This window comes from Teredinibacter haidensis (genome assembly GCF_014211975.1).
Taxonomy (GTDB): Bacteria; Pseudomonadota; Gammaproteobacteria; order Pseudomonadales; family Cellvibrionaceae; genus Teredinibacter; species Teredinibacter haidensis.
The window spans coordinates 360,022-386,998 of record NZ_CP060084.1 but is presented as its reverse complement, the minus strand read 5'-3'; the positions used below and the strand labels follow the sequence as shown (position 1 = coordinate 386,998).

The following is a 26,977-nucleotide window of genomic DNA, read 5'->3' as shown; positions in this document are numbered from 1 at the left end:
GACTGTGAGAGTACTGTGTTGTACAGCGAGACGCAAAAACTAATAACAAGCCATACTGCTATATGACCAACAGATATTCTTTTATATGACCAACAGATATTCTTTTTATTCCTCATTCTCGATATTTCTTCGATTCACTGTCGTTTTTTTGCTCACAGGCCTTATTAACGTTGGCGCTAACGCCGACAATTATGATTTTGGTGTTGCCGGTAACGACGACGAATTTTTACCTGTTGAAGAAGCCTTCCAGGTTCTGATTGAAACGGCCGACAACGAAACCGTATTGAACTGGAATCTCGCGCCTAATTACTACCTGTATCAGCACCAGTTTAAGCTGGAAGCTTATAACGGTTCACAAAGCGAGACACTCGAACTCACATTTGAGCCAGGTAAGCGTAAATACGACGACTATTTTGCCAAGGAACTAGAGGTTTATTACAACAGCACAATCGTAAGAAGCCTTATACCGCAAATGGCCGCCCCCTACGAAATAAAAGTTTCATCCCAGGGCTGTGCCGATGCTGGCTTATGCTATTCACCACGCAAGCAACTTTTTCAGGTTCGCGTCGATGGCAGCGTTATCGAACTGAACAATTCACAGTTTACGCAAGCAACAACCAATGAGCACCCCGTCAACCAGGAAAAGCCCCCCTTTCTACCACTGATTATTCTCGGCGCTCTGGCCGGAGGCTTAATCCTCAATCTAATGCCCTGCGTTTTCCCCGTGCTATCGCTAAAGGCCCTCAGCTTTGCATCCAGCAATCAATCAGACCACCGGCAACATTTACACGGCTGGGCCTACACCGCTGGAGTGGTAATTTCTTTTGTCACCGCTGCCGGTATTATTCTCACTGCGCGCCACACAGGCGAAATGCTTGGGTGGGGCTTCCAGCTTCAACAACCCGTCTTCGTAGCGGCGCTGGCGTATTTGTTTTTAGTCATGGGGTTGAACCTCTTCGGGCTTTTTCAGTTTGGCACCCAATTTATGGGGGTCGGGCAATCGCTGACCGCAGGAGGAGGCCTACGCGCTTCATTTTTCACCGGCGTGTTGGCCGCTGTTGTGGCCAGCCCCTGTACCGCGCCATTTATGGCGACGGCACTGGGTATCGCCCTTTCACAGCCGGTTGCTGTGGCGTTAATCATCTTTATCGCTCTGGGCTTCGGTATGGCGTTACCCTTCCTCGCGCTTAGCTACAGCCCCAAACTCGCCCATCACCTACCACAACCAGGCGCATGGATGGAGGTGCTTAAACAGGTGCTCGCCTTCCCCCTACTGGCCACCTGTATTTGGTTGCTATGGGTGCTAGGCCATCAAACCGGCAGCGACGGCACCGCTCTGGTATTGTGCTCCGCCCTTCTTATTTGCTTTGCCTTGTGGCTCGCACGCTTCAACAGAGAGAAAGCCATACAGCAGTGGGGACTGAGAGCTTTAATGGTCTTCTGCCTTCTGGCCGCCGCCCACCTCACATGGAATATCCGCCTATTTCAGGGGGGCAGCTCGCATGAGCGCTGGGAAACTTACACACCTGAGCGACTGGAAAGCTTACGCGCAGACGGAGAACCCGTGTTTATCAACCTTACGGCCGACTGGTGTATTACATGTAAAGTGAACGAACGAATTGCATTCAGCTCAGAAGATTTTTATACGAAGGCCAAGGAGCTGGGTGTAACCCTACTCATTGGCGATTGGACCAACCCCAATGACGATATTGCCGCACTACTCAAACAGCACAAACGCAGTGGCATTCCCCTCTACCTAGTATTTCCCGCTAGAGTAGGCGCAGAACCAGAAATTTTACCGCAACTGCTCACTCCTGCGAGCATTCGTGATGCGCTGACGCGCGCAACGACGGAAGAATAACAAGCAGCCGTTTTGTCTTGATATTCGCTAACTTAGAAGGAAACATCGCTGAAAGAGAGGTAAGTCACAACTTCCCGTAGACAACACCCTGCAATTTAGGCACAATTCCCCTCATTCCTCGTGTGCGAGCTATTTAGCCACCGTATATAACAATATCGGCACCGTTCGCTGCACATTCGACCCAGTCTTGACTTGCGGCAATATTTTGTCGCTTGGCTCGGCAAACTCAGTAGGTAGGTACGGCAATGGCAACGATTCTAATTCTTCATGGCCCCAACCTTAACCTTCTTGGTACCCGTGAGCCAGAGATATACGGCGGCACCACACTGTCTGACATCAACCAAAAGCTTACTTCACTCTGTATCGAAAAAGGTCATCACCTTCACGCACTGCAGAGCAATGCCGAGTACGAACTGATCGACCGCATACACGATGCACGCAACGAAGGCGTCGACTTCATAGTTATTAATCCCGCCGCATTTACCCATACTAGCGTCGCCCTGCGCGATGCTTTAGCAGCGGTCGAGATCCCCTTCGTGGAGTGCCATTTATCAAACGTATTTAGCCGTGAGCCCTTCCGCCACCACTCCTATTTTTCGGATATCGCAAAGGGAGTTGTCTGCGGTTTCGGTGCTCAAAGCTACGAGCTGGCCTTGCAGGCCGCATTTTCCCATCTGGAAAACGAATAATCGCTTTCCATGAACATCCACTTTGTTACGCGCTTGTTATCGAGAGGCCCTAATGGACATTCGCAAAATTAAAAAATTGATTGAACTGTTGGAAGAGTCCAACGTAGAAGAATTAGAAATCAAGGAAGGAGAGGAGTCTGTTCGGATCAGCAGAGGCTCAAGCAATCCCGCGCCGGCACAACCCCTCTATCACCCAGCACCAGCTGCCGCACCCATGCCAGCTCCCGTTGCCGAAACAGCTGTTCCCGCAGAGCCCGTCATTACGGGGCATCAAGTTGTATCGCCAATGGTTGGCACCTTTTATCGCTCACCTAGCCCCGGCGCGTCGCCATTTTTTGAAGTTGGTCAATCCGTAAAAGCTGGCGATGTTATCTGCATTGTTGAGGCCATGAAGATGATGAACCAGATCGAAGCCGATAAATCCGGTGTTATTGAAGCGTATCTGGTAGATGACGGAGAACCCGTAGAGTTTGACCAGCCACTGCTGGTTATCGCCTAAACCGTAACGAGGATAACCACTATGTTTAATAAGGTCCTCATTGCTAACCGAGGCGAGATTGCGTTGCGCGTACTGCGTGCCTGTCGTGAACTAGGTATTACCACGGTAGCTGTATATTCCAAAGCCGACCGAGATCTCAAACACGTCCGTCTGGCAGACGAATCTGTTTGCATCGGCCCAAACCCCTCCAGCGAAAGCTACCTGAATATTCCGGCCATTGTTTCCGCGATGGAAGTCACCGACTCTATCGCCGTTCATCCCGGCTACGGTTTTCTGGCAGAGAATGCCGACTTTGCTGAACAAATCCAAAAAAGCGGTTTTGTCTTTATCGGCCCAGATCCAGATGTTATTCGCATGATGGGCGATAAAGTCTGCGCGATTCAAACCATGAAAAAAGCTGGCGTACCCACAGTACCTGGCTCCGATGGCCCTCTGCCAAGCGACCCCGAAGCCTGTATTAAAATTGGTCGCGCCATTGGCTTCCCTGTCATAATCAAAGCGTCCGCTGGCGGCGGTGGCCGAGGAATGCGTGTAGTCCATACCGAAGCCAACCTGTGGAACTCTATCCAGATAACCAAAACCGAGGCCAAATCCGCTTTTGGCGATGGTACTGTTTACATGGAAAAGTTCCTGCAGAACCCTCGCCATGTAGAAGTACAGATCATTTCCGATGGCCAGGGCAACGCAGTCCACCTCTATGACCGCGACTGCTCCATGCAGCGCCGACACCAGAAGGTAATTGAAGAAGCCCCAGCGCCACATATTGACGACGAGGCCCGCCAAGCAGTGTTTGCATCCTGCATAAAAGCTTGCAATGAAATCGGCTACCGCGGTGCGGGAACGTTCGAATTCTTGTACGAAGACGGCGGTTTTTACTTTATCGAGATGAACACCCGTATCCAGGTCGAACACCCCGTTTCAGAAATGATTACTGGCGTCGATCTCATTAAAGAGCAGATTCGAGTATGTGCAGGTCAAAAACTCAGTATTCGCCAGGAAGACATTAAGATTAATGGTCACGCCTTCGAATGCCGTATCAATGCGGAAGACTCTAAAACATTCCTGCCATCTCCCGGCTTAGTGGAAAACTTCCACCCTCCTGGAGGCTTGGGCGTAAGGGTCGACTCGCACCTTTACAGCGGCTACACCGTACCCCCTTACTACGACTCCATGATCGCCAAGATAATTACTCACGGAGAGGATCGCCGAACAGCATTAAAGCGTATGGAAGGCGCACTGGATGAACTGATTATCAGCGGCATTCGCACCAATACCGACCTGCAAAAAGACCTGGTTCGAGATGAGGCCTTTATTGAAGGCGGTGTAAACATTCATTACCTCGAGAAAAAGCTGGGACTCTAAGCTCCACTTTCACATCAAACCAATCCACACCGCAGCCTTTCCGGCTGCGGTGTTTTATCTGAGGAGCCGCTCATGCCCTGGCTACAACTGCGCATCGACAGCTCGCGCGACCAAGCCCCTATCGTTGAAACCGCGCTTCTTGAAAACGGCTCACTAGCCGTGACCCTGGAAGATAACGCTGATCAACCCATTTTCGAGCCCGAGCTAGGTGAAACCCCCCTGTGGCAGGAAACCCGCGTTACAGGTCTGTTTGACGCGGATGTCAATACCGCACAAATACGTGCAGACATAGCCAAGTACTTTCAGCGCGGTACGGGAAAAATGCTCGACAGCGCCAACTGGCACCTATTGGAAGATAAAGACTGGGAGCGGGAATGGATGAGCCACTACCACCCCATTCAATGTGCCGACAACTTGTGGATATGCCCTAGCTGGACATCGCCACCCAACCCTAACGCGGTAAATTTGATGCTGGATCCGGGTCTGGCTTTCGGCACCGGCACCCACCCCACCACCTTTCTTTGCCTTAAATGGCTGGCTGAGCAAGCGGTAGAAGGCAAAACCGTTACCGACTACGGCTGCGGCTCAGGCATACTGGGCATTGCGGCCTTATTACTGGGAGCAAGTAAAGCCACTGGCGTTGATATCGACCCTCAAGCGCTGCTGGCAACCCGTGACAACGTACAGCGCAACGCCTTGCAGGCGGAGCAATTCCCGGTCTTTTTCCCTGACGCCTGCCCCCGCGAACCGGTCGACATCGTACTCGCCAACATCCTTGCTGGCCCATTGGTTGAGCTGGCGCCCACGCTCGGTAAACTACTCAAGCCCGGAGCCAAACTCTGCCTTTCCGGCGTGCTGAATACCCAGCAGCAATCTATTGTTGCCGCTTATGAGTCCTCGATCGATATCGACAGCGTCGAGACCAAGGACGAATGGATTTGCATAACAGGAACAGCTAAGCCGTGAGAAAGTGATTTTAGTGACACAACCAGGGAGAAAAGTGCCTCGTTCGATTTACGCTCCCCCAGGTTAAGGTTAAACTGCACACAAAGTTAAGCCTGATAGCACATTAGGTACTAAAGTTAATGAAGTTTCTAGGTGGAGAGTTCTAGCCGATATGGCAGAGACCATTACGCGCTGCCCAAAGTGTCACACATCCTTCCGAATCACCGAGGCACATCTTAAGTCTGCCAAGGGTGCGGTTCGCTGTGGCTCCTGCCTGAATATTTTTAATGCCCGAGCCCACTTGGTGCAAAACGCCGCGCTTGAAACAACTCCTGTCGAAACGCCCAAACCAAAACCCAAGACCAAACCAAAACCATTAACCAACAAACCGAAAAAGAGCGCACCCAAGCCTGCGCCAATACAGAAGCCAGTAATAGAAGACACCCATAAAGAAGATGATGATATTCTGATCAGCGATGATATGCCGCTGGATGAACTCGATACCGAAGAAAAAGGCGACTACGAAGCCGACTTCAACGACAATATCCTTTACAGTACATCGGTAGGATCACAGGAATCCAACCTGTTTGAGCGGGAAATTCTTCAAGAGGATGACGACGATGAAGAAACGTCCGATGAAAGCTGGGCGCTTGACCTTATTGATGGCGCCGAGGACGAACAACTCTATGTCCGCAAAGATACCTCGCAAGACAACAATAGTGCAGATGATGCGAACCACGACAATAATCACGACTTGAGCGAAGATCATTACGAAGAATCCAACTACTCCGATTACCACGCTGAGTACAGTGAAAAAGAAATAGAGGAAGCGGCCCATAGAAGCACGACCGACCGCATTCACGAACCGGTTTTTACTTCTGCAGAACCATCCCTGAGCGAGCTGGAAGCCATTATCGAACCAGATTACGAAACCGCCGCCACGCCACAGCACCAATTTATCCACGCCATTGAACCGGAACCGGTAGAATTTTCCTACCGCAAGAACCGACATTTTCTTGAGTCCAAGCTACTCTGGGCTCCTCTGATTGGTCTTATGAGTATTGCCTTAGTGGCACAAGTCGCCTGGCTTCAATTTGACCGCCTAAACCGTACAGAGCCCTACCGCAGCTACTACGCCCAGGCCTGCCAGTGGCTCAATTGTACTCTCCCCCCCCTAGTTAACCGAGCCGAGATTCACGCTGTCAACCTAGTGGTTCGCAGCCACCCCGAGCGCAGTAATGCACTGGTGGTCGATGCTGTATTGCAAAATGCAGCCGCCTTCCCTCAGCGTTTTCCATCGCTCGACCTCGTTTTCACCGATATGCAGGATCAACCCGTTGCCGCTCGTCGCTTTGAGCCCCGCGAGTACCTGGGGGGTGAAATGGCCGGCAAAGACAGTATGCCTAGCAAACAGCCCATTCATATTGCTCTCGAAATTGCCGACCCCGGCCCCAAGGCCGTGGGCTATCGCATCACAATAGCCCAATAAATAAGCCCATTCTAAGCAAGCTCTTTGACGCCTCATTGAAAAACATCAAAGACTGCTATTTTTTTGACCAATCTGATCAAATTGTGCATTCCAAACATGTGTAACAACGGGTATTATAGCCACCCTTTTTTGGAGACGGCTTTGCCTTCCTTAAAGGCGATATGTGCGCCACCTGAAACACTCAACTATCGATCAGTATTAACCATTTAACAGAACCTTCGACGGTTATAAGGGAATGGTTACCTGATATTATATTGACTGTTAAATCAGGCACTTAGATGTAATTGCAGACCATTCTTTTGGGGGGAGTCGTTTGTTCCAAATTGGACCTTATACCATTGCGGGCCGAACTGTGCTTGCGCCCATGGCTGGCGTAACCGATGCACCCTTCCGCCGCCTGTGCCGCCAATTCGGGGCCGGACTGACAACATCAGAAATGGTAACCAGCGATACCCGCTTGTGGAGCAGTAACAAAACTCGCTCGCGACTAGCCGGCGAAGCGCAGGAGCAAACCCCCATCAGCATACAGATTGCTGGCAGCGATCCACAAATGATGGCCGAAGCTGCGCAACTAGCGGTTGCTAATGGCGCCAAAATCATCGATATTAATATGGGCTGCCCGGCTAAGAAAGTGTGTAAAAAACTGGCGGGCTCAGCGCTCCTACAAAATGAATCCCTAGTAGCAGAAATACTCACGACGGTTGTTAACAGTGTTTCTGCTCCAGTAACGCTAAAAACCCGAACAGGTTGGGATAGTACCAACCGCAATGGAAAGAGAATTGCCCGTATTGCCGAGGAGAGCGGCATACAGGCCTTGGCCATTCATGGCCGAACACGCGCTTGTCGCTTTAATGGTAATGCTGAGTACGACACCATTGCCGAAATAGTCGACAGCGTTGCTCTCCCAGTGATCGCCAACGGAGATATCGATACCCCGCAAAAAGCTGAACGTGTGCTCGCGTACACGGGAGCCGCAGCGGTAATGATCGGTCGCCCCGCCCTTGGTAACCCCTGGATTTTTGAGCAAGTCGAGCACTACCTGCAAGAAGGTAAGCTCAAAACCACGCCCAGTGCGCACCAGTTACAAAAAACACTGGCTTGGCACCTTAACGAACTTACAGTGTTCTATGGAGAGACGAAGGGCGTTCGCATTGCGCGAAAACACACTCGCTGGTATCTCGAGCGATACCAGGGGGCAAAAACGTTCCTTCAACACTTTAATCAGTTAGACACCTTACAATCACAACTTGAGGCCGTGACAAATTTCTTTAACCGGCCAGAAACACATGAGGAAAATGCAGCATGAACACAGCGGATACGCTTCTGAGAGAAGGCGCGCGAGAATTTAGTACTCAACCCGTCAACGGTGAACAGTACAATAGCAGCCAAGAGCCTTCATTGAGGGACAGTGTAGAGAAAGCCGTATCTAACTACTTCCAACACCTCGACGGTCAAGACGTGAGTGATGTTTATGATATGGTATTGGCAGAAGTCGAAGCGCCAATGCTTGAAGTTGTTATGAAGTACACCCGACACAACCAAACCCGTGCAGCACAGGTTCTAGGCCTAAACCGAGGCACACTGCGTAAAAAACTCAAACAATACGGATTACTTTAAGTATTTTTGAAAACGGGTGAATACTTGTTCACCATGCCAAAAAGGCCGGTAGATCCGGCCTTTAAGTTTCAACCAACAACAGCCCGACAACAATGACATAGACTCAATCTTACATTGAGCATAGTCTTCCAAAACGCCGTCTATGCTGTTGTAAAGTGTTGCTCAGCACCCAATACCTCTGGCTACTTCTGTGGCTACTTTATAAAAAGATGTCTACTCCCGACCATAACCAGCTCCGGGCGGTAGTTTTTTTGTATTGGTTGCAACGGACTACATGATTCATCCTCCCAATCACAGGAACGCATCCACTCATGACAAACGTTGCTGAACCCGTAACCATCAAGCGCGCCCTAATCAGCGTGTCTGACAAAACCGGCATTGTTGAATTCGCCCAAGCCTTAAGTGCTCAAGGTGTAGAACTGCTTTCTACCGGAGGCACCTATAAATTGCTGTGCGACAACAATATTCCCGCCATTGAAATTTCGGACTACACCGGCTTCCCCGAGATGATGAGCGGTCGAGTAAAAACACTACACCCCAAAGTGCACGGCGGTATTCTCGCCCGTCGCGGCATCGACGATGCTGTAATGGCAAAGCACGGCATCAATCCCATCGATATGGTCGTTGTTAACCTCTACCCCTTCGAACAGACCATTGCCAACCCGGACTGCGACCTACCAACCGCAATCGAAAATATCGATATCGGCGGGCCTACGATGGTACGTGCAGCGGCGAAAAACTTTAAAGATGTCGCGATTGTAGTCAATGCCAACAGCTACGAAACCGTACTAACAGAAATGCAGTCGAACAACGGTGCTATTTCTCTGGATACCCGTTTTGATTTGTGTGTACAGGCATTCGAACACACATCTGCCTACGACGGCGCCATTGCCAACTATCTTGGCCAAAAGGTAGCTCCGGGCGAAGACAATTTCCCCCGCACCTTCAATCTGCAATTTGAGAAAGTGCAGAGCATGCGCTACGGGGAAAACCCTCACCAGAAAGCGGCTTTCTACAAAGAGAAAAGCTTTAGCGACTCCTGCGCGGCCTCGGCGAAACAGTTGCAGGGAAAAGAGCTTTCCTACAACAACATGGCCGATACCGATGCGGCACTCGAGACCGTGAAACAGTTTGACGGCCCAGCCTGTGTGATTGTGAAGCACGCCAACCCCTGCGGTGTTGCACTGGGAGAAAACATTCTCGAAGCTTATGAAAAAGCCTTCGCTACCGATCCAGAATCCTCCTTCGGTGGCATTATCGCTTTTAACCGGCCACTGGATGCAACCACAGCGCAAGCCATCATCGACAAGCAATTTGTGGAAGTCATTATTGCCCCGCAGGTGTCTCCCGAAGCCAGCCAGGTGGTTAGTGCCAAGAAAAATGTCCGCTTGCTTGAATGCGGCGAATGGAGCACCGAAATAGCACACGCATTCGACTTTAAACGCGTCACCGGCGGCCTACTGGTTCAGGATCGTGACGACGGTATTATTGTCGAAGCAGATCTGGAGATCGTGACCCAGCGAGCCCCAACAGAAGACGAGATTCGCGATTTGTTGTTCGCCTGGAAAGTCGGCAAAATGGTCAAATCCAATGCTATTGTTTACGCCAAAAACAGCCAGACGATAGGCGTCGGCGCAGGCCAGATGAGTCGTGTAAATTCCGCGCGAATCGCCGCCATTAAAGCCGAGCACGCAGGATTTGAAGTAAAAGGCTCCGTTATGGCTTCAGACGCATTCTTCCCCTTCCGCGATGGTATCGACAATGCCGCAAGCGTAGGCATCACTGCCGTCATCGAGCCAGGTGGTTCCATGCGCGATGAAGAAGTGATCGCCGCCGCCGACGAACACGGCATGGCGATGGTCTTTACCCGTATGCGTCATTTCCGGCACTAAATAAACACGTAGATTGGGGTTCGCTAAGCGGCCCCCAAGCGACATAAAACGTAGATCAGAAACATGAAAATACTTGTAATAGGCTCCGGTGGCCGCGAACACGCGCTAGCCTGGAAGGCGGCACAGAGTAGTAAAGTCGAAAAAGTATTTGTCGCGCCCGGCAATGCTGGTACCGCAATCGAAGATAAAATGGAAAACGTTGCCATCGATATTATGGCCTTTGATGAACAAGTTAAATTCGCCAAAGACAACGCCATCGATCTCACGATTATCGGCCCGGAAGCACCGTTGGTGGAAGGCGTAGTAGACACCTTTGAAGCCGCAGGCCTAGCCTGTTTTGGCCCAAGCAAAGGCGCCTCGCAACTGGAGGGATCCAAATCCTTTACCAAAGATTTTCTCGCCCGCCACAACATCCCCTCAGCCGACTATCAAACCTTTACCGAAGTGAAACCCGCGCTCGCCTACCTGCGGGAAAAAGGCGCGCCCATTGTAGTGAAAGCCGATGGTTTGGCCGCGGGTAAAGGCGTGATTGTCGCCGAAGATCTTAAAACCGCAGAGAATGCCGTTACCGATATGCTCTCCGGTAACGCTTTTGGTGATGCCGGTTGCCGCGTGGTTATCGAAGAATTTCTGGTGGGCGAAGAAGCCAGCTTTATTGTTATCGCCGACGGCGACAATGTCCTGCCCATGGCCACCAGCCAAGATCACAAGCGCGCAGGAGATGGTGATACTGGTCTAAACACCGGAGGAATGGGTGCCTACTCGCCAGCTCCCGTAGTAACCGACGCCGTATATCAACGCATTATGGATGAGGTGATCATGCCCACCATTCGCGGTATGGCCGACGAAGGCAACACCTACACCGGATTCCTCTACGCGGGCTTAATGATTACCGCAGATGGCACGCCCAAGGTAATCGAGTACAACTGCCGTTTCGGCGACCCCGAAACCCAGCCGATTATGCTGCGCTTGAAATCCGATCTAGTGGAGCTATGCCAAGCCGCGCTAAGCAAATCACTTGATACATCGACCACCGAATGGGATTCACGCCCATCCGTTGGCGTCGTGCTGGCCGCAGGCGGCTACCCCAATAGCTACGCTAAAGGTAAAGTCATCAGCGGTTTAGGTAAAGGCGAATCTGCCGACGCCAAAGTCTTCCACGCGGGTACAGCACTCGAAGACGAAAATGTCGTCACTAACGGAGGCCGCGTTCTCTGCGCAACGGCGCTGGGCAGCTCTGTCACAGAGGCGCAACAGAACGCTTATACTCTAGCGCGGCATATCAATTGGGAAGATGTCTTTATGCGTACAGATATTGCCTACAGAGCAATTGCACGCGAACAGTAACAACAAAACGACTATTACAAGGAGAGGAAAATGCAACATCGTCTATGGACAACAACCTTCACTTACCTTTGTCTCGCGTCCGCCCTGGGTCTCACCGGCTGTGGCGGCGGTGGTGATGGAGAAGATACTGTAAGTAAAGACCCAGGGCGCACCAGCACCTTGGGTACGGAAGTCAGCCTAAACGATTTTGATCTGCTCACTAAATCGGGGGTATGGCGTACCGATGTAGACTTGGATACTGACTTTATCTTCGATTTTGAATACGGATCTAACGTATTCCATATCGATGGTTATATGTTAGCTTTCAGCACCGTCGTCAGCGAAATCAACGTTGGAGCTAGCGCTACAACGGTCAGTTACTGCGACGCCAGCGGCTCCGAATTGGTGACAGACACTACAGTGAACGGCGAAGATTTTATCGGGGAAGAAGACGCCAACTTTTTCAACTGTAACAGCGCGATTACCTCCAGCTATTTCGTGGTCTCCGATTCGCAATACCGTATCGAAATGCACTGTGGCAGCGACCGTATCGGAGCCGTTGAAATGCGGCAACTCAGCGCGACGCCTACGTTCAATCAAGGTACTCTGAGCTTCGGTTCCGACCAGTACAACGACCTTGATGCCAGCGCGGGCGTTTGCGGAGGCACAGCAGATTCATACGTCGAATTAACCCTGTCTGATCAGGGGCTGGGACTGGAAGATGATACAGCTACATACGCTGCAGTAAACGTCGCTGCCCCATACGGCGACAGCCAAATCAACTTCGCCTTTTCATTCCTTCGCACCGTCACACCGGGCACCTACTCTATCGTTAGCGCTCTCGAAATAGAAAATGAGGCGAATCAGACTGCCGTCAACATCAGCTCCCCTGAGTTCGGTGGTTCCGACGCCGCACCCGACGCCCTCAAAGGCATAAGTGGAAGCCTCAGCATCATCAGCATCGCCGACCGGCAGGCCAGCGGTACATTTGATATTGCGACTGGAAATGGCACCAATTTCAACGGCAGCTTTAGCTTCAACCTCGAATAGCACCAACAACACAATCAATAACGAAAACGCCTGCATCCGTCGGCGTTTTCGTTTGTACATTATTCGCCGTACTCCCTTTGTTTCTTGCAGAAAAAAACATCATATGCAACAATATATGCATATTTGTATCTTATGAGGCATAGTCAGCATGGAGCCATCCCGTATTCCTAACGACAGCGCCATTGTCGCCAACGGCCTAATCGAAGCCAGCCGCTTCCTTGGGATCACACAAGACCAGCTCGCCAGCGCTATAGGCGTATCCCGCGCCACGGTAGCGCGTATCAAAAAAAGTGCCAGCAGTAACCTGGACGACGCCGCTTTAGCGAGCAATGGTAAACCCTTTGAGTTATCGCTGTTACTGATCCGTGTATACCGCTCCCTCTATTCCATACTCGGCGGTAACCAGCAAGCAATGAAACACTGGATGAGCACCCCCAATCTCCATCTTTCCAATACAAAGCCCGTCGACCTAGTACAAACCGCTTTAGGCTTGGGGCAAATTATCTGGTACCTCGACGCCATGCGGGGAAAAATATAAGTGCAAATCCCCTCAACGGACGAGTTACAAAAACAGTTAGCCCCCCTTGTCGGCCTCGCCTGGCGCGTGGTTGAAACCCAGGAAACGGCAGCAACACGAGCCATCAGCCGCAATGCCGAAGAGCAGCTTCGGCTTGAACAGTTACTGGATACAAGCAAACCACCAGTCCCTTCGGAATGCGAAAGGCTTTCCTACCTGCTGATGACACCCTTTCGCTATCCTCCGCTGCAATATGGCTCGCGCTACGGCGGCCAATGGGAGAGGGGCATTTTTTATGCGGCAAAGGAAAAACAAACCGCCCTAGCCGAAACTGCTGTCTACCTGTGGCTATTTCAAAAAGGCCCCACGATTACCGGCCCACTGGCAGAAATTTCCGATTCACGCACATTGTTCTCGGTACGCTTAAGAACTCAAAAAGGCTGCGACCTATGCAGCTCGAACTTTGCCGAGCTACACCCGTCCATCACGAATCCGAAAGACTGGCAACACAGTCAGCAGTTGGGCACTAACCTGCGGCAAGCGGGAGCAGAATTTTTTTGGTACCCCTCTTCACGCCGTCCCGAAGGAACAAATGTTGCGGTACTTAAACCCGAATGTTTCGCCACAACAAAACCAGATAAAGAAGAACTTTGGAACCTGCGCCTGACCGAAGAGCTCTGCTGGTTTGGCCGAGCAGGAGGTGATTACTACGAGTTTTCGCATACCGCATTCAAGCGCGCAGGAGTGCTACAGCACCCCTGCCTGTAGCCGGGCTTAAAGCGTCACGCCTTGCTTCCATATCGCCAACTCGCGAAAATCGTTACGCTCGTTTTGAGTTTGTTCGCCGTTAATAATCAACACCAGCTGGTCGATAAAACCCTCCAGCAGGGTCTCCATAGCCGCTCCCTCTACCAGTGGCCCGGCATCAAAATCAATCCAATGTTTTTTACGTTTGGCCAATTCCGAGTTAGTCGCAACTTTAACGGTGGGCACAGCCCCCCCGTAGGGAGTTCCCCGTCCGGTAGTGAACAGCACCATATGGCAGCCGGCAGCAGCCAGTGCTGTTGTTGCAATGGCGTCATTGCCCGGAGCATTCAACAGATTTAGACCCTTAGCGTGAATACGCTGACCGTAGCCCACAACAGCCTCTACCGTAGAGCAGCCCGCTTTTTGGGTGCAGCCCAGGGATTTTTCTTCCAGTGTGGAAATACCACCGGCTTTATTTCCCGGTGATGGATTTTCATAAATGGGCTGCTGGTGACGTTTGTAGTAATGCTTAAACTCATTGACCATGTCCACCAGTTGAAGAAATACCTCCTCGCTGCGGCAACGCTCCATTAACAATGTTTCAGCACCAAACATTTCCGGAACTTCGGTTAGAACGCTGCTGCCACCTTGAGCAATAACCCGGTCGGAAAAAGCGCCCAACAAGGGATTAGCGGTAATACCCGACAGCCCATCACTGCCCCCGCACTCCAGGCCGAAGCAAAGCTCCGAGAGATTTCCCGTTGTCCTACGGTCGTGGCGTATTTGCTGATAGATCTCAGCGAGCGCCAGCTTCCCCGACTCAACTTCATCTTCAACACTTTGTGTCACGAGAAACTTTTGTCGCGCGGGATCAATATCTGCCATCCCCAATTTAAGCTCCGCGATCTGATTACTTTCGCAACCCAACCCCAACACCAGAACGCCCCCGGCATTGGGGTGCAGAACCAGGCAACGCAATATGTTGCGCGTGTACTCCAGATCATCACCGAGTTGAGAGCAGCCAAACTGGTGGGGAAAAACATGCACACCATCAATATCATCACAGGCATTTTCCCTTAGAAAAGCTTTGGCGATATTCGCGGCAACACCATTCACACAGGACACAGTTGGAATAATCCACAGCTCATTGCGAATACCAACAAGGCCTTGACTGCGCCGGTACACCTGAACATCCCTTGAAGGCTGACGGGGTAAATCGCACAGTTTAGGCTCGTAGGTGTAACTGATCACATCGTCCAGCCGGGTCTTTATACTGTGCTCATCCACCAAGGCTCCAGATTTCAACCCCTTCACGGCCTCTCCGATCACCGCCCCATATTTTTTTAGCGCTTGGCCGACAGTAATATCGCACAACGTAAACTTATGGCCCTTGGCAATATCTGTCTCTAAGCGAATATCGCGGCTATTTAACGGCAACACCGTGCCAGCACTTAAATCCCGCAAGGCAACGGCCACATTATCGCTGGGGTGAATTTGAATAAAATACTGCATGGCTAGGTTGTAATACCGTTTTAGAGTGAATCGAGATTATAGGCTTTTTTGACCAAGCCATAACTGAGTTGGTGCACGACATGACGAGCCTCCACCTCCGTGATCTGGTGATTGGCAACCAGCTCGGCCAGATAGCGGCAATCGACCCTTCGCGCCACATCGTGGCGAGCGGGTATAGATAAAAATGCACGCGTATCGTCATTAAATCCGACGGTATTATAAAAGCCCGCCGTTTCGGTTGTCTGCTGACGGAAACGCATCATGCCCGCAGGGCTGTCGTGGAACCACCACGCGGGCCCCAATTTCAGGCAGGGATAATGCCCAGCTAACGGCGCCAGCTCTCGGCTGTAAGACGTTTCATCCAGCGTAAAAAGGATAATATTGAGCTTTTTGGAATTACCATATTTACCCAACAGCGGTTTCAGTGCGTTAACGTACTCCGTGGCAACCGGCATATCGGCGCCCTTATCGCGGCCAAAAACATCAAATAACTGCTGATTGTGGTTGCGGTGGGAGCCGGGATGAATTTGCATCACCATGCCATCCTCTACGCTCATACCAGCCAGCTCGGTTAGCATCTGAGCGCGAAACAATTCGTTTTCCCACTCGGTCGATGTCCCGGTCCGGCATTTCTGATACAACTTCTCGCTCTCGGATACAGACAGGTCGGCCGTTAATGCCGTAGGATGTCCATGATCCGTCGCGGTAGCCCGCCCCTTTTTACGGAAGTATGCGCGACGATTGCGTATAGCCTCCAAATAGCCCGCCCAGCTGGCAGTATCGTGGCCGCTAATCTCACTCAGTACGTCCAAATTACCCTGAAAATCCTCCCGGTCGGGATCGACCACGTCATCGGGGCGGAAGGTGGTAATAACCCGCTTCGCCCAGGGCGTATCCGCCAATTTTTTATGGTGCTCCAGCGAGTCCAGCGCACCTTCCGTTGTTGCGAGAAGCTCAATATTAAATTTATCCATTAAAGCTCGCGGCTTAAAGGCATCTGTGGCCAGCGTTTGATTTATGCGCTCGTAATAACGATCTGCATTTTCAGCACACAATTTTTCCGTCAAACCAAAGACTTTCGCAAAAACAGAATCCAGCCAATAACCAGAAGGTGTGCCTACCAGAAGGTAATAATGCTCGGCAAAAATCCTCCAAATAACCTCAGGGTCTATAGCTGCAGACTCGGCCATTTGCCCTTTAAAACCGTGCTGGGGTATACCCAGGCTTTTCATATCAACACCCTGGCTGTACAACATTCTGAATACATAGTGATCGGGTTTGATTAACAGCTCGCTCGGATTACCAAAGTGTTTATTATCCGCAAACCAGCGGGGATCCGTATGCCCGTGGGGGCTGATGATGGGCAATGATTCCACGTCAAGGTAAAGCGACCGGGCAATTGCAACAACTGCGGGATCACTACCAAAAAGGCGTTCAGGATGAAGGGAAAGCGCTTGAATCGTGTTATTCATGGCAAAACCTTAATTATTCGTGAGAGAATCATAAAGCGTAGTGACTGTATAAAAAGCGGGCTGAATGAGTTTGCAAGCGACAGCCATTTTATGGAACTCAGCTGTAGATTGCACCTGCGTACAGGCCAATAAATTTCTCTCTGCCTTTTGGTTTCAAAAATAATGCATAAAATAATTAACTGGGGTAGCCACGCCCACCGATATTTTACTTCTCTTTTTTTTATACTCTCCAGCCCCGTACTTGCCGGCACCGACACACCGATTGACCGGCAGGCCCTGGTAGAACGACACAATCCCGTTATTCGAGAACTGGACCCCCGCAATCCCCTCACTCTGGGTAATGGGCATTTCGCTTTCACCGCAGATGTCACTGGATTGCAAAGTTTTAGCGAACTTTACTATGTAAAGGGTACACCTGTGGAGACCAAGGCGCGCTGGGCCTGGCACAGCCGCAGCAACCCCAGGAGCTACCGACTTCAGGACACCCATCAGTCCTACGACGCTTACGGCACAAAAGTGAACTTCCCCACCAACATGGAAAGCGATGCAGGCCAGTGGCTGCGCAAAAATCCACACGATTTACCTCTCGCAAATCTGGGTCTGCTATTCGACAAGCAAGCCCTTCAACCAAACGATCTCGACAATATTCAACAGACGTTAAACCTTTGGCAAGGTCAATTGACCAGTCGATACACTCTGCAAGGAAGCCCCGTATCCTTGCACAGCACCGTACACGGTCAAAGAGATCTTCTGGCCACAAAGATTCAATCACCACTTATACAAAACGGTCAACTGGGCTTGAGCGTAAATTTTCCCAGAGGCTACAAACTGGATAAGAAAAATACTCCTGCCATAGATTGGCAGCACCACGAAGAGCACACGACCAAGCTTCTCAAAAGCGATTCCCACTCGGCATTATTTCTGCGTAGCATCGATAACGAAACGCACAAAGTACGCCTGCAGTGGCAAGGAAAGGCCGAATTAAAGCAACAGGGGCCGCACCACTATATTCTCTATGCCTTGCCCTCCAGTGAAACAACGCTCGAGATCTCGGTGGAGTTTATTCAGCAAAACAAAAGCGCTGCCAAGCCAGAATCCTATCGAGCGACGCTTGAGACAGCAAAAAGCCAGTGGAAGAACTATTGGACACAGGGAGCCATGATCTCACTGGAAAAAAGCCAAAACCCCGGGGCACAAGAACTGGAACGCCGTATTATTTTATCTCAGTATTTAATGGGCACTCAGGGGCGCGGTCAGATTCCTGCACAGGAAACCGGTTTAACGAGCAGCTCCTGGTACGGAAAGCACCACACCGAAATGACCTGGTGGCACACCGCCCACTGGATATACTGGAGCCGCCCTAAACAAGCCGAGCGCGTGCTGGACTGGTACCTGAGCAGATTGACTGAAGCTAAACAACTGGCGGCCAGTCGTAATTTAAGAGGGGCACGCTGGGCAAAAATGGTCGGCCCCTGGGGACGCGAAAGCCCCGGTGGCAACCCGTTAATTATCTGGAATCAACCCCAACCGATTCATCTAGCGGAATTGCTCTACCGCAGTGAGAATAGCCCCGAAGTCCTACAAAAATATCAGCACCTTGTCGAACAGAGCGCAGAAGCGCTCTCTTCCATGCTGAGCTGGGAGGACAGCAAACAACATTACTCACTGTTGCCACCCATTTGGATTTCTCAGGAAATCTACGAACCTGCGCTCACGAAAAACCCTACCTTTGAGCTCAGTTACTGGCGCTATGGATTGAGCACCGCCCAAAGCTGGCGCAAACGCCTGGGCAAACCGCACAACCCCGTGTGGCAAAAGCAATTGGATAGCCTCGCACCCCTGCCTCAAAAACAGGGTAAGTACGTTGCCATAGAATCGATTCCCGATACTTTTGACAATCCTGCCAGCCGCAAAGATCACCCGACTATGCTTGCGCCCAGGGGTCTGCTAAAGGACCCGAGTGTCAATCAAGCTATTATGAAAAACACACTGGCGGCGGTACTCACAAGCTGGGACTGGAAAGAAAAAATCTGGGGCTGGGATTACCCCATGATCGCCATGACGGCCCTGCAAATGGGTGATACGGAACTCGCGCTTGAGCTACTGCTAAAAGACGCACCGCACAACCACTATTTAATCAACGGGCACTGTCCGCAACCCGGCGCCAAACTACCGGTATACCTACCGGCAAACGGCGCTTTACTGTCCGCCCTCGCTATGATTGCCTCGCGGTGGGACGAACAAAAAGCTCCCGGCTGGGATCTACAGGCAGAGGGTTTTAACGCACAACATTATTAAAAAATTAAAAACTTACCCACACATCAATGGGCTCGCCGGCTGGGATACTCACACTCAGCTGGTGCTGTTCACTATCGTAGCTATGTGCCACCACCTCACCCTGTTGCTGTACTTTTTTCGCGGCGTTATCGAGCAAAATCTCCACTCGGGTAGCGTGCGACATCGCGGGCGCTGTTAGCTTCAGTATTTTTCTTTCCGTCACCAAAGAAATACTCTTCTCCCGGTTGCCATTTAATGCATCGACATAATGGAATAGCGCTTCGCTTCCCGCCTTACCGGGGTAGGCGTGAATAGTCAGCTGCTTTTCGGCTGTCTGCCACAAACGATCATTACCCACAAAAAGATTGCCCGTTACATAAATACTGTTTTCGCGTATAAAACGCGGAAGCTTGTCCAGCGGCGCCTCTATTTCTAACAGCTTCTGACCTTTGAATATTTTCGCTGGAGCGTCTAAATCTCGCCAGTTTCCCTTGGGAAAATATACGTTGCGCCGGTTTCCCGGTGTAAAAACGGGCGCGGCCATAATCGCCTCGCCCAAATAAAACTGATCCCAAATAGCGTAGGTATTTTTGTCATCCAGATGCCGATAGGCAAGCGGTTGCATCAAACTACCCGTTATTCCCGCCGTATACGCGAGAGAATAAAGGTAGGGAATAAAACGCATACGGTCATCGCAAATCGCTTTAAATTGCCGCTGAAAAGCAGCATCGTACTGCCAGGGCATACGATCCCGCCCATCTCCGCCAGCACCATCCAACTTAATTTCAAAAAGCCCACTCACACTACCGGCCTGCATCCATCGCAGATATAAATCTTCCGGAATGTATCCCTCGCCCTGATAACCTCCAACATCTGTTCCCCAGACCGGAAAACCCATAAAAGCGCTGCGTGCGGCATTGGCAAAATTCGCCTGCAGGCCTTCCCAGCTGGTACGGGGATCCCCCGCCCAGATGGCGCTAAGGAATGGCTGGCTGCGGTGAATAGCAGAGCGCGCAAACGTGACCTGGTCATCTCCCCAGGCTTTGCGCAGAGCTTCATCGTGAACTTTGGCCATTAGATAAGAATATTTATTGCGACGTTCAGCCGGTGAAACTACCGTATCGTACCAGTCTTCAAACATGGGCAAGTTTTCATCGGCGCGATCTATTTTGTGTCCTTTTACACCGTGCACATACTGCTCGTCTTTTAGTTCCTGCTGAAAAGCCGCCACTGTTGGTGGATGGCTTAAATCCACATAGCTGAATTTTCCCGCCAGATGTTTTTCGAAGCGTGCGTCGCCAAAAGTGGCTGGAGAGGTCCAGGTCATAAATTCCAGACCATAATCATGACGCAAGGACGTTATCCACTGGCTGGGGTTGGCAAAGCTTTCACTGAAATTCATATCCGACCAGGCATGGGCACCATCACTGTAGGGGCGATCGACAAACCACGAGGTAAATGGAATTTTCATCTCAGTGAGTTTTTTTACATCATCGACTATTTCGGCAGCACCACCATCATTCTGATCACGCCAACCCACTGGGCCCAGCGCCCAGGCAGGCACTTTTTTGGGTGCCCCAATGACCTGATAATAAGCTTCGTGAATTTCCGCCCCGTTTGCGCCGGGGAACAGGTACCAATCCAGCTCGCCGGTATCGTGGTGAATCTCATTGCGACCATTAATTGCAAATTGGTACTGCCCTCGAGCGAAGGTATCGAAGAAAGCACCGTAACCGTAGCTACTCATAAAAAAAGAAGAATAGGCCGAAGCATAATTCTCCTGAAACGATGCATGCTCAGCCACGATCTCTACGCGGATATGGCTGTTGGTTAAATCTGGCGACAAGCGGTTATCTGGCTGCAGCGGTTCCGACAAGCCAAAAAAATGATCCCCAAGATAGCCAAAGCTCAATGTTGTTTGGCGTGCCCATTCGGGATTCGCATATAGGCGAAAACCACCCGCCGCCTTAGATATAGTCAACTCTGCCACCCGGGGTTTGGTGTCCGTCACGTGACGATAAAAATCTGCCTTCGCAGGAAAGCTTCCCCTGATGGTCATCTGGCTTTCATTAGCCTCCACCAAATTCCAGGAGTCTGCTTGCACATAATTAAAACGGAGGCCGTCCAACAAAAGTAGCTGCTTGCCATCGCGTAATAAAGAGATCTGCTGTTGATGGAAACGCAGCTGGGCATCACCCGCAACTAGTACGTAATTGGCAGGTTTAGCCAGTGCCGACAGAGGAAAAATCAAGTTAATCAGTAATACCCAGAATACCGCGAGTTTCATTTTTATACCTCTTTGTGCTTATTATTTTTGCGTGTTTATCTATATTGCCTTTTCAATTAACGCCCCATTATAACCTTCTGGCGCAACTCCATAGCTACGCATTGCGGCAACGCCATCCGCGTCTGAATCATCAAAGAATAAGAGACTTTGAACTTGTTCTGTTTTTTACTTCAACAGTGTATAGATATGACCGTTTTACATGAACATTATGTGTTTGTAACCGGTTCCATTTGCAGTCAAACTTCCCTCTCAAACGATTAGTGCGGTGATAACAATAATGTACCCGTTAACGTTTGCAACACGGCCTAATACCTTCTGGCCACCACTGGGCTTAGAGTAAGCATGTTCGCTATATCCTTTGCTCGAGCCTTCATTTTCCACACCGTTTAAATAATTTTGGTCTGTTTACCGTCTTGCAAATTAAGACCTGTACTGGTGCATGGATCGAAGAAACAAAACTCCGAATAGAGGATACCTACAATGATACGCATCTATTTAATGGCCGCTTTTTTACTTATAGGGCTCGCAAGCGTTGGATCTCACGCGCAAAGTCAATGCAATTGGTACGGTACCAACTACCCCCTGTGTCAAAACCAAAGCAGCGGCTGGGGATACGAAAACAACCAAAGCTGTATTGGTTCAGACACCTGCAACTCGCAGGATGGCGGTAATACTGCAACCGACACAAACTCCGGCAGCGCTTCCGGGATCTGTGACTGGTACGGCACCGACTACCCGCTATGTACAAACCAGTCCTCCGACTGGGGATGGGAAAACGACCAAAGCTGTATTGGCCCTGATAGCTGCCCTGGAGGCAGCGGGACAGACAGCTCCACGTCATCCAGTTCTAGCTCATCGTCCACCAACACCGGTTCAAGCCAGCAGTGCAACTGGTACGGCACCAGCTACCCTATGTGTCAAAATCAAAGCAGCGACTGGGGCTACGAAAACGGCGAGAGCTGCATAGGCGTTGATACCTGTAACTCTCAGGATGGTGGCAATACCACATCCAGTAGCAGCTCTAGCTCCAACACAGGAAGTACAAGTGGCAGCTGCCCCAGCTCCCTCAGCTGTCCAAGCGGCATTGAGTGTGGCTGCTATACCGTCAGCGGCCTCGGCTCGAACAAGCAATCCTATACCAACGCCGGCGCCGACCGTCGCTTTCTTGCGTCTGCCATGATGGAAACCGAAATGATGGATACCAACTACACCTATGGTGACGGGAAAAGTGGAGACGCGTTTAACGCCGGAGCAACCAAACAAAACTGGGGTATGATGCGCCAATGCCACAGTGCCTGGAGCAGTTATGGCGCGGATGATTACGATGTATCTGCAGCAATGAATAGCAGTAAGAGCCTCGACGTACAAGTTTACAACGAGTGCCGCAGCTATTTCGGAGACAACTGGTTTGCCGGGCATCGCAATGGCTCGTCTGGCCTTGATAACCCCAATACGAGCGATATCAATAACTTTAAAACAGGTTACCAGTGGACCTATGACATGCTAAACGGCCACGAAAGTGACGATATTCGTTTCTGGGTAAGCATACCTGCGATTTGATTGATTTTAGCAGAGTCAATATGGACAAAAGGCCAGCTCTAGTTGCTGGCCTTTTTTTTATTCAAGCAGTGCTACGCAGGGTCAATGTAACGGTGACTAGAAAAAACGAACGTTGCATTTAAATCTGTAAAGAAAAATTCATTTGATAACGCAACGCTATAACGATAACGCTGGCCGGATCATTGGAATAAACCGCATTCAGTAAACAATCTATTCGCTCTTGTTTTAATAAACCCCAACTTTTCTATGCACTAACGGCATAACAAGACGAATTAACAGTAACTTTTCCAGTTTTGGTAAAGTATGCACACATTTAACTAAGGGTTGTACAAGCAACCTTTTCCCACGCCTTTTTGATGACAATTTTTTTGTCAAAAAACAGAGAGATATGATGCCAGACTCTAATATCAATCATCCCGACAACGCGACGCTCTGAACCGACCACCAACACACAATGATTGTCCTGTGTGTGAAAAACGGTTTCCTGTGCTGGCCGATAAAACTCAGCAACGCCAGCTTCTGTCATATCGTGCTTTAAGAACTCGTCAAATACCCCTTTAACAAGCTCAAAAACCTAGCGGGTACGTTCCCACGTATAGGCCTTATATCGACCTTCCCGACATTCATTCTATATTCAGTAACTCTAAACCTAAAAACCGCATTGCATGCCGACAGATGGAAAGCGGCGTGCAATGCGGCTGAATCGTATTTTAGGTGTAGCCCCTTATATCGGGCGAACCTTATTTGCACATGGACCTTTCTGACCCTGACCAACTTCAAATTCAACGGCCTGACCGTCATTCAAAGTTGCGTAACCGCCCCCAGCTTGAATTTCTGAATGATGAACAAACAGATCTTTACTGCCGTCTTCTGGAGTAATAAAACCGAAGCCTTTATCTGCATTAAACCACTTTACTGTACCTTTAGTCATACCGTTCTCTTTATCTTTTGGTGAAGAATAAAATTCTGTTTTTGCCATCACCATTACAAAAACAGATATTGAATACAATTAATTGAGCTCGCAATATGCCTACAAACACTCAAGCGACGCATTTTATTGTATTTTTTGATACTTTTCGACAGCCAGACCGATTAAACATCAGTTTAAACAGGGGTTTTCTCTTCAAAATAGAGAGTTTCGTAGCGAAAGGCCTTTAAATCATCATTCCAATAGTCAGTAGTAAAGCCAGCTTTAAGCTTTAAATGCTCGATAAATCCAGTTTTATCTGACACCAAATCCCAAACCGAAGGTAAAAAGGTGGCTAGCCGCCCCCGAGACTGGATGATTAAACCGTCAACATGGGGCCTTAGCTGCTCAAGCAAATCATCCTGTTTTTTAAACTGAAGCTCTTCTTGGGGCGAGATTATCGAAATAGCAATATGCAACAGAGGAATGTCATCAGCGGCTATTTCGGGGAATCGGGAGTCGTAAAAAGCAGCCGTATAGGCATGCTCAATCACATCCGACAATAATGATTGAGATGCCGTTACTGAGCCTACGCAACCACGTAACTGGTAAACGTTATGGATATCAGCCTCTTTCAAAGTGACAAAAGTACTGACAATTTGTTGCAGTTCAGGTTGAACAATCAATGATTTATCGATAGGCAAAAGGGATCGGTTTTGGCATCCATAAATAATGCATTTTCTGGCGACCGCCAACAACATCTGCTGCTGTTCTTTACCTAAATGAGGTTTCACCATTTCCGACACCTGGATAAATGGCAAAAGCGCCATAGCCCACGACCCGTTGTTTATCTCCCGCTGTATCACCGGAATTACGGTAGTCGAGTAACTCAATACTGAAATCACGGGCACAAATAAATTTCAATAGACCATTAACCCCTTTATACCCACAGGCCTGCTCTGCACTCAATTGTTTTTTCTGTAATACCCGCTCACAGCTGGTCTTATCAATACATTGTGCGTCACGGTACGAATGAAAATGGCTAAGGTCACTGCTGACGACAACTAACGTTTCACCATCCCCCCATAGAGCATCCAAACACCGTGCGATATCCCCAGCAGAGCAATCCCCAGTCGCCAGGGGAATAAGTTTAAATGGATTTAATACTTTCTGTAAAAAGGGGAGCTGTACTTCCAGACTGTGTTCCCAGTGGTGGGCGTCATCGAGTTCAATTATAAGATGTAGTTTTTTAAGCGATGCAATCGTAGCACGATCGATATTAATAGCACCCAGCGGGGTCTCAAATTGTCTAGCGCTGCTTGTGGCAATACCACAAAAAGCCAAGTGATGAGAAAGCCCCAACAGAATAACTTTACAAATATTTTCTCCGTGACGTTTGAGCGTTCGATAAGCGATGCCCGCCGTTTGCCCAGAATAGATATAGCCTGCATGCGGCACAATCAAGGCCTTGGGCCGTGTTGTCGTGCCACCGGTGTGCAAGTCCGGCGTCTGTAACAACAGCTCCAACTGCCGGTTTAGCGTTTCTGGGTCTGCTGGGTAAAAACTACCAGCCACCACTGCAGGTCGAGCGAGCATAGTTGCCTCCCACACTGTCTATAGTTTAGTAGAAAGGCTGGATGAATGAGGGTTAAATCGATGAGCGCGCGACAGTTTTTAAGATCCCAACAACACACCATAAAGACCGACTACTGGCACAAGCTGGAAGATGACCGGATTCAATGCGACCTCTGTCCTCGCGCCTGTAAACTTCACGAAGGCCAGCGCGGCCTATGTTTTATCCGCGGCAGGGAGTCGAATCAAATCCTACTGTATAGCTACGGAAAATCCAGCGGATTTTGTATCGACCCTATCGAAAAAAAACCGCTGAATCATTTTCTTCCCGGCACCCCCACCTTATCATTCGGCACCGCAGGATGTAATTTGGCCTGTAAATTTTGCCAAAACTGGGATATGAGTAAATCTAGGGAAATGGATACCCTATCGTCCTTGGCCATGCCCGAACAGTTGGCAAAAATAGCCATGAAAACAGATTGCCACTCTGTCTCTTTTACTTACAATGACCCGGTAATTTTTCTGGAGTACGCCATTGATACAGCTCAGGCTTGCCACGAAAAGAATATACGTGCCGTTGCCGTTAGCGCAGGCTACTTAGAGAAAAAACCGCGGGAATCCTTCTTCCGTCATATGGATGCCGTCAATATCGATCTCAAAGCATTTTCTCCCGAATTCTATCAAAAACTTTGCGGAGCTGAACTGGAAAATGTGCTCGAAACTCTTTGCTATATAAAACATCAAACCGATGCTTGGCTTGAAATCACCACGCTCTTAATTCCGAACGAAAACGACAGTGACGCAGAACTTCACCGCGAAAATGAATGGATAATCGAAAACCTCGGCCCCGATGTCCCCCTGCACTTTACCGCCTTCCATCCCGATTGGAAAATGCAAGACAAAGCACCCACACCGATAGCGACCCTGACACGTGCTCGCAGAATCGCAACAGGCGTCGGTTTGAACTACGTTTACACAGGCAATGTGCACGACCCTTACGGCAGCAGCACCTACTGTCCACACTGTAAAAAATTGCTCATTGAGCGCGACTGGTATGAACTAGGCGAGTGGAATATCCAGACAACAAGGGCAAGCACCACGGGCCAATGCGCTTATTGTGGCCAGGTTATCGCGGGAGTATTTGAAACCACACCGGGAAACTGGGGGACGAAACAGCAATTGATTCGTCCTGAAAATTGTTTTTAGTACTCTCATTGCGCACGGCGGGAGAATAGAGGGAATAAAAGATAACGACCTGAAAAACGTGTTGTCGTATGACTATTGCGCCAACCACCAAAACGGTGGGTCTTTTTAATTGTGCCGTTAAGTGGACGACAGAGCTACTGAAGATAAAAAAGCGCTTTCCAGGGAAAGCGCAAAGGTACTACTGACATAA

Annotated in this window: 23 protein-coding genes and 1 pseudogene; 17 read left to right on the top strand and 7 right to left on the bottom strand. The window is 49.9% G+C overall.

The genetic code is table 11. The features are described from left to right. Nucleotides 1-85 precede the first annotated feature (85 nt). The 13 genes from H5715_RS01595 (at nucleotide 86) to H5715_RS01535 (ending at nucleotide 14,015) form a co-directional block, all read left to right on the top strand. Nucleotides 86-1,861: a protein-disulfide reductase DsbD family protein gene (locus tag H5715_RS01595; RefSeq protein WP_075185888.1), complete on the top strand. Its 1,776-nt coding sequence runs from the start codon at nucleotides 86-88 to the stop codon at nucleotides 1,859-1,861. A 245-nt stretch (nucleotides 1,862-2,106) separates the two neighbouring features. After that, nucleotides 2,107-2,550, top strand: a complete 444-nt coding sequence (gene aroQ, locus H5715_RS01590) for a type II 3-dehydroquinate dehydratase (protein ID WP_075185889.1) — start codon at nucleotides 2,107-2,109, stop codon at nucleotides 2,548-2,550. Nucleotides 2,551-2,602: 52 nt separating this feature from the next. After that, the gene (accB, locus tag H5715_RS01585) at nucleotides 2,603-3,049 is read left to right on the top strand and encodes an acetyl-CoA carboxylase biotin carboxyl carrier protein (protein WP_075185890.1); all 447 of its coding nucleotides are present in this window, start codon (nucleotides 2,603-2,605) and stop codon (nucleotides 3,047-3,049) included. 21 nt (nucleotides 3,050-3,070) lie between these two features. After that, entirely contained in the window at nucleotides 3,071-4,411 is a 1,341-nt protein-coding gene (gene accC / locus H5715_RS01580) for an acetyl-CoA carboxylase biotin carboxylase subunit (RefSeq protein ID WP_075185891.1), read from the top strand. Between the two features lie 72 nt (nucleotides 4,412-4,483). Then, nucleotides 4,484-5,377, top strand: coding sequence for a 50S ribosomal protein L11 methyltransferase (prmA, locus tag H5715_RS01575; protein ID WP_075185892.1), 894 nt, complete (start codon nucleotides 4,484-4,486; stop codon nucleotides 5,375-5,377). A gap of 151 nt (nucleotides 5,378-5,528) precedes the next feature. Further along, nucleotides 5,529-6,845: a DUF3426 domain-containing protein gene (locus H5715_RS20355; RefSeq protein WP_075185893.1), complete on the top strand. Its 1,317-nt coding sequence runs from the start codon at nucleotides 5,529-5,531 to the stop codon at nucleotides 6,843-6,845. 313 nt (nucleotides 6,846-7,158) lie between these two features. Then, the gene (dusB, locus tag H5715_RS01565) at nucleotides 7,159-8,151 is read left to right on the top strand and encodes a tRNA dihydrouridine synthase DusB (protein WP_075185894.1); all 993 of its coding nucleotides are present in this window, start codon (nucleotides 7,159-7,161) and stop codon (nucleotides 8,149-8,151) included. Continuing rightward, a complete protein-coding gene (gene fis, locus H5715_RS01560; RefSeq protein WP_083608041.1) occupies nucleotides 8,148-8,462 on the top strand; it encodes a DNA-binding transcriptional regulator Fis in 315 nt (104 codons plus the stop codon). Before dusB ends, fis begins: the two co-directional genes overlap by 4 nt. A gap of 311 nt (nucleotides 8,463-8,773) precedes the next feature. Continuing rightward, nucleotides 8,774-10,354, top strand: coding sequence for a bifunctional phosphoribosylaminoimidazolecarboxamide formyltransferase/IMP cyclohydrolase (purH, locus tag H5715_RS01555; protein WP_075185895.1), 1,581 nt, complete (start codon nucleotides 8,774-8,776; stop codon nucleotides 10,352-10,354). Nucleotides 10,355-10,417: 63 nt separating this feature from the next. Next, entirely contained in the window at nucleotides 10,418-11,701 is a 1,284-nt protein-coding gene (purD, locus tag H5715_RS01550; protein WP_075185896.1) for a phosphoribosylamine--glycine ligase, read from the top strand. Nucleotides 11,702-11,731: 30 nt separating this feature from the next. After that, nucleotides 11,732-12,730, top strand: coding sequence for a hypothetical protein (locus H5715_RS01545; RefSeq protein ID WP_075185897.1), 999 nt, complete (start codon nucleotides 11,732-11,734; stop codon nucleotides 12,728-12,730). A gap of 148 nt (nucleotides 12,731-12,878) precedes the next feature. Beyond that, on the top strand, nucleotides 12,879-13,268 hold the full coding sequence (locus tag H5715_RS01540) for an antitoxin Xre/MbcA/ParS toxin-binding domain-containing protein (RefSeq protein ID WP_075185898.1): 390 nt from the start codon (nucleotides 12,879-12,881) through the stop codon (nucleotides 13,266-13,268). Then, entirely contained in the window at nucleotides 13,269-14,015 is a 747-nt protein-coding gene (locus H5715_RS01535; protein ID WP_075185899.1) for an RES family NAD+ phosphorylase, read from the top strand. Nucleotides 14,016-14,021: 6 nt separating this feature from the next. Here H5715_RS01535 and H5715_RS01530 read toward each other — a convergent pair whose 3' ends face one another. Continuing rightward, nucleotides 14,022-15,506: a UxaA family hydrolase gene (locus tag H5715_RS01530; RefSeq protein ID WP_075185900.1), complete on the bottom strand. Its 1,485-nt coding sequence runs from the start codon at nucleotides 15,504-15,506 to the stop codon at nucleotides 14,022-14,024. Nucleotides 15,507-15,526: 20 nt separating this feature from the next. Then, nucleotides 15,527-16,978, bottom strand: coding sequence for a glucuronate isomerase (gene uxaC / locus H5715_RS01525; protein ID WP_075185901.1), 1,452 nt, complete (start codon nucleotides 16,976-16,978; stop codon nucleotides 15,527-15,529). Nucleotides 16,979-17,140: 162 nt separating this feature from the next. Between uxaC and H5715_RS01520 the strand changes: the two genes are divergently transcribed. Beyond that, nucleotides 17,141-19,276, top strand: coding sequence for a hypothetical protein (locus tag H5715_RS01520; RefSeq protein WP_083608042.1), 2,136 nt, complete (start codon nucleotides 17,141-17,143; stop codon nucleotides 19,274-19,276). Nucleotides 19,277-19,280: 4 nt separating this feature from the next. Here H5715_RS01520 and H5715_RS01515 read toward each other — a convergent pair whose 3' ends face one another. Continuing rightward, entirely contained in the window at nucleotides 19,281-21,542 is a 2,262-nt protein-coding gene (locus H5715_RS01515) for a TIM-barrel domain-containing protein (protein WP_075185902.1), read from the bottom strand. 555 nt (nucleotides 21,543-22,097) lie between these two features. On the opposite strand from H5715_RS01515, the pseudogene H5715_RS20490 reads away from it, so the two are divergent. Beyond that, nucleotides 22,098-22,202 (top strand): annotated as a pseudogene (locus tag H5715_RS20490) (carbohydrate-binding domain-containing protein); the annotation flags it as partial. Then, on the top strand, nucleotides 22,176-23,102 hold the full coding sequence (locus H5715_RS01510) for a carbohydrate-binding domain-containing protein (protein ID WP_425507051.1): 927 nt from the start codon (nucleotides 22,176-22,178) through the stop codon (nucleotides 23,100-23,102). The pseudogene H5715_RS20490 and the gene H5715_RS01510, both read left to right, overlap by 27 nt. A 313-nt stretch (nucleotides 23,103-23,415) precedes the next feature. Here the strand turns inward: H5715_RS01510 and H5715_RS01505 are convergent, their stop codons facing one another. From H5715_RS01505 to amrB, 4 genes are all read right to left on the bottom strand, one after another. Next, the gene (locus H5715_RS01505) at nucleotides 23,416-23,628 is read right to left on the bottom strand and encodes a hypothetical protein (RefSeq protein WP_075185904.1); all 213 of its coding nucleotides are present in this window, start codon (nucleotides 23,626-23,628) and stop codon (nucleotides 23,416-23,418) included. Nucleotides 23,629-23,826: 198 nt separating this feature from the next. After that, nucleotides 23,827-24,033: a cold-shock protein gene (locus tag H5715_RS01500; RefSeq protein ID WP_075186098.1), complete on the bottom strand. Its 207-nt coding sequence runs from the start codon at nucleotides 24,031-24,033 to the stop codon at nucleotides 23,827-23,829. 173 nt (nucleotides 24,034-24,206) lie between these two features. Then, on the bottom strand, nucleotides 24,207-24,806 hold the full coding sequence (gene amrA, locus H5715_RS01495) for an AmmeMemoRadiSam system protein A (protein ID WP_075185905.1): 600 nt from the start codon (nucleotides 24,804-24,806) through the stop codon (nucleotides 24,207-24,209). Next, nucleotides 24,784-25,605 carry an AmmeMemoRadiSam system protein B gene (gene amrB / locus H5715_RS01490; RefSeq protein WP_075185906.1) on the bottom strand — a complete coding sequence of 274 codons (822 nt, stop codon included), beginning with the start codon at nucleotides 25,603-25,605 and terminating at the stop codon, nucleotides 24,784-24,786. Before amrB ends, amrA begins: the two co-directional genes overlap by 23 nt. Nucleotides 25,606-25,650: 45 nt before the next feature. Here amrB and amrS point away from each other — a divergent pair, with 45 nt between their 5' ends. Continuing rightward, nucleotides 25,651-26,787 (top strand): AmmeMemoRadiSam system radical SAM enzyme, encoded by a 1,137-nt coding sequence (gene amrS / locus H5715_RS01485; protein ID WP_221892329.1) that lies wholly within the window; start codon nucleotides 25,651-25,653, stop codon nucleotides 26,785-26,787. Nucleotides 26,788-26,977 lie beyond the last annotated feature (190 nt).

Excerpts from the sequence above, each read along its gene's own strand:
- fis (WP_083608041.1), top strand. The coding sequence starts at position 8,148 with ATGAACACAGCGGATACGCTTCTGAGAGAAGGCGCGCGAGAATTTAGT.
- H5715_RS01545 (WP_075185897.1), top strand. The coding sequence starts at position 11,732 with ATGCAACATCGTCTATGGACAACAACCTTCACTTACCTTTGTCTCGCG.
- purH (WP_075185895.1), top strand. The coding sequence starts at position 8,774 with ATGACAAACGTTGCTGAACCCGTAACCATCAAGCGCGCCCTAATCAGC.
- prmA (WP_075185892.1), top strand. The coding sequence starts at position 4,484 with ATGCCCTGGCTACAACTGCGCATCGACAGCTCGCGCGACCAAGCCCCT.
- amrA (WP_075185905.1), bottom strand. The coding sequence starts at position 24,806 with ATGGTGAAACCTCATTTAGGTAAAGAACAGCAGCAGATGTTGTTGGCG.
- H5715_RS01595 (WP_075185888.1), top strand. The coding sequence starts at position 86 with ATGACCAACAGATATTCTTTTTATTCCTCATTCTCGATATTTCTTCGA.
- H5715_RS20355 (WP_075185893.1), top strand. The coding sequence starts at position 5,529 with ATGGCAGAGACCATTACGCGCTGCCCAAAGTGTCACACATCCTTCCGA.
- accB (WP_075185890.1), top strand. The coding sequence starts at position 2,603 with ATGGACATTCGCAAAATTAAAAAATTGATTGAACTGTTGGAAGAGTCC.
- amrB (WP_075185906.1), bottom strand. The coding sequence starts at position 25,605 with ATGCTCGCTCGACCTGCAGTGGTGGCTGGTAGTTTTTACCCAGCAGAC.
- amrS (WP_221892329.1), top strand. The coding sequence starts at position 25,651 with ATGAGGGTTAAATCGATGAGCGCGCGACAGTTTTTAAGATCCCAACAA.
- accC (WP_075185891.1), top strand. The coding sequence starts at position 3,071 with ATGTTTAATAAGGTCCTCATTGCTAACCGAGGCGAGATTGCGTTGCGC.
- H5715_RS01500 (WP_075186098.1), bottom strand. The coding sequence starts at position 24,033 with ATGACTAAAGGTACAGTAAAGTGGTTTAATGCAGATAAAGGCTTCGGT.
- uxaC (WP_075185901.1), bottom strand. The coding sequence starts at position 16,978 with ATGAATAACACGATTCAAGCGCTTTCCCTTCATCCTGAACGCCTTTTT.
- H5715_RS01530 (WP_075185900.1), bottom strand. The coding sequence starts at position 15,506 with ATGCAGTATTTTATTCAAATTCACCCCAGCGATAATGTGGCCGTTGCC.
- aroQ (WP_075185889.1), top strand. The coding sequence starts at position 2,107 with ATGGCAACGATTCTAATTCTTCATGGCCCCAACCTTAACCTTCTTGGT.
- purD (WP_075185896.1), top strand. The coding sequence starts at position 10,418 with ATGAAAATACTTGTAATAGGCTCCGGTGGCCGCGAACACGCGCTAGCC.
- H5715_RS01540 (WP_075185898.1), top strand. The coding sequence starts at position 12,879 with ATGGAGCCATCCCGTATTCCTAACGACAGCGCCATTGTCGCCAACGGC.
- H5715_RS01515 (WP_075185902.1), bottom strand. The coding sequence starts at position 21,542 with ATGAAACTCGCGGTATTCTGGGTATTACTGATTAACTTGATTTTTCCT.
- H5715_RS01505 (WP_075185904.1), bottom strand. The coding sequence starts at position 23,628 with ATGACAGAAGCTGGCGTTGCTGAGTTTTATCGGCCAGCACAGGAAACC.
- H5715_RS01520 (WP_083608042.1), top strand. The coding sequence starts at position 17,141 with ATGCATAAAATAATTAACTGGGGTAGCCACGCCCACCGATATTTTACT.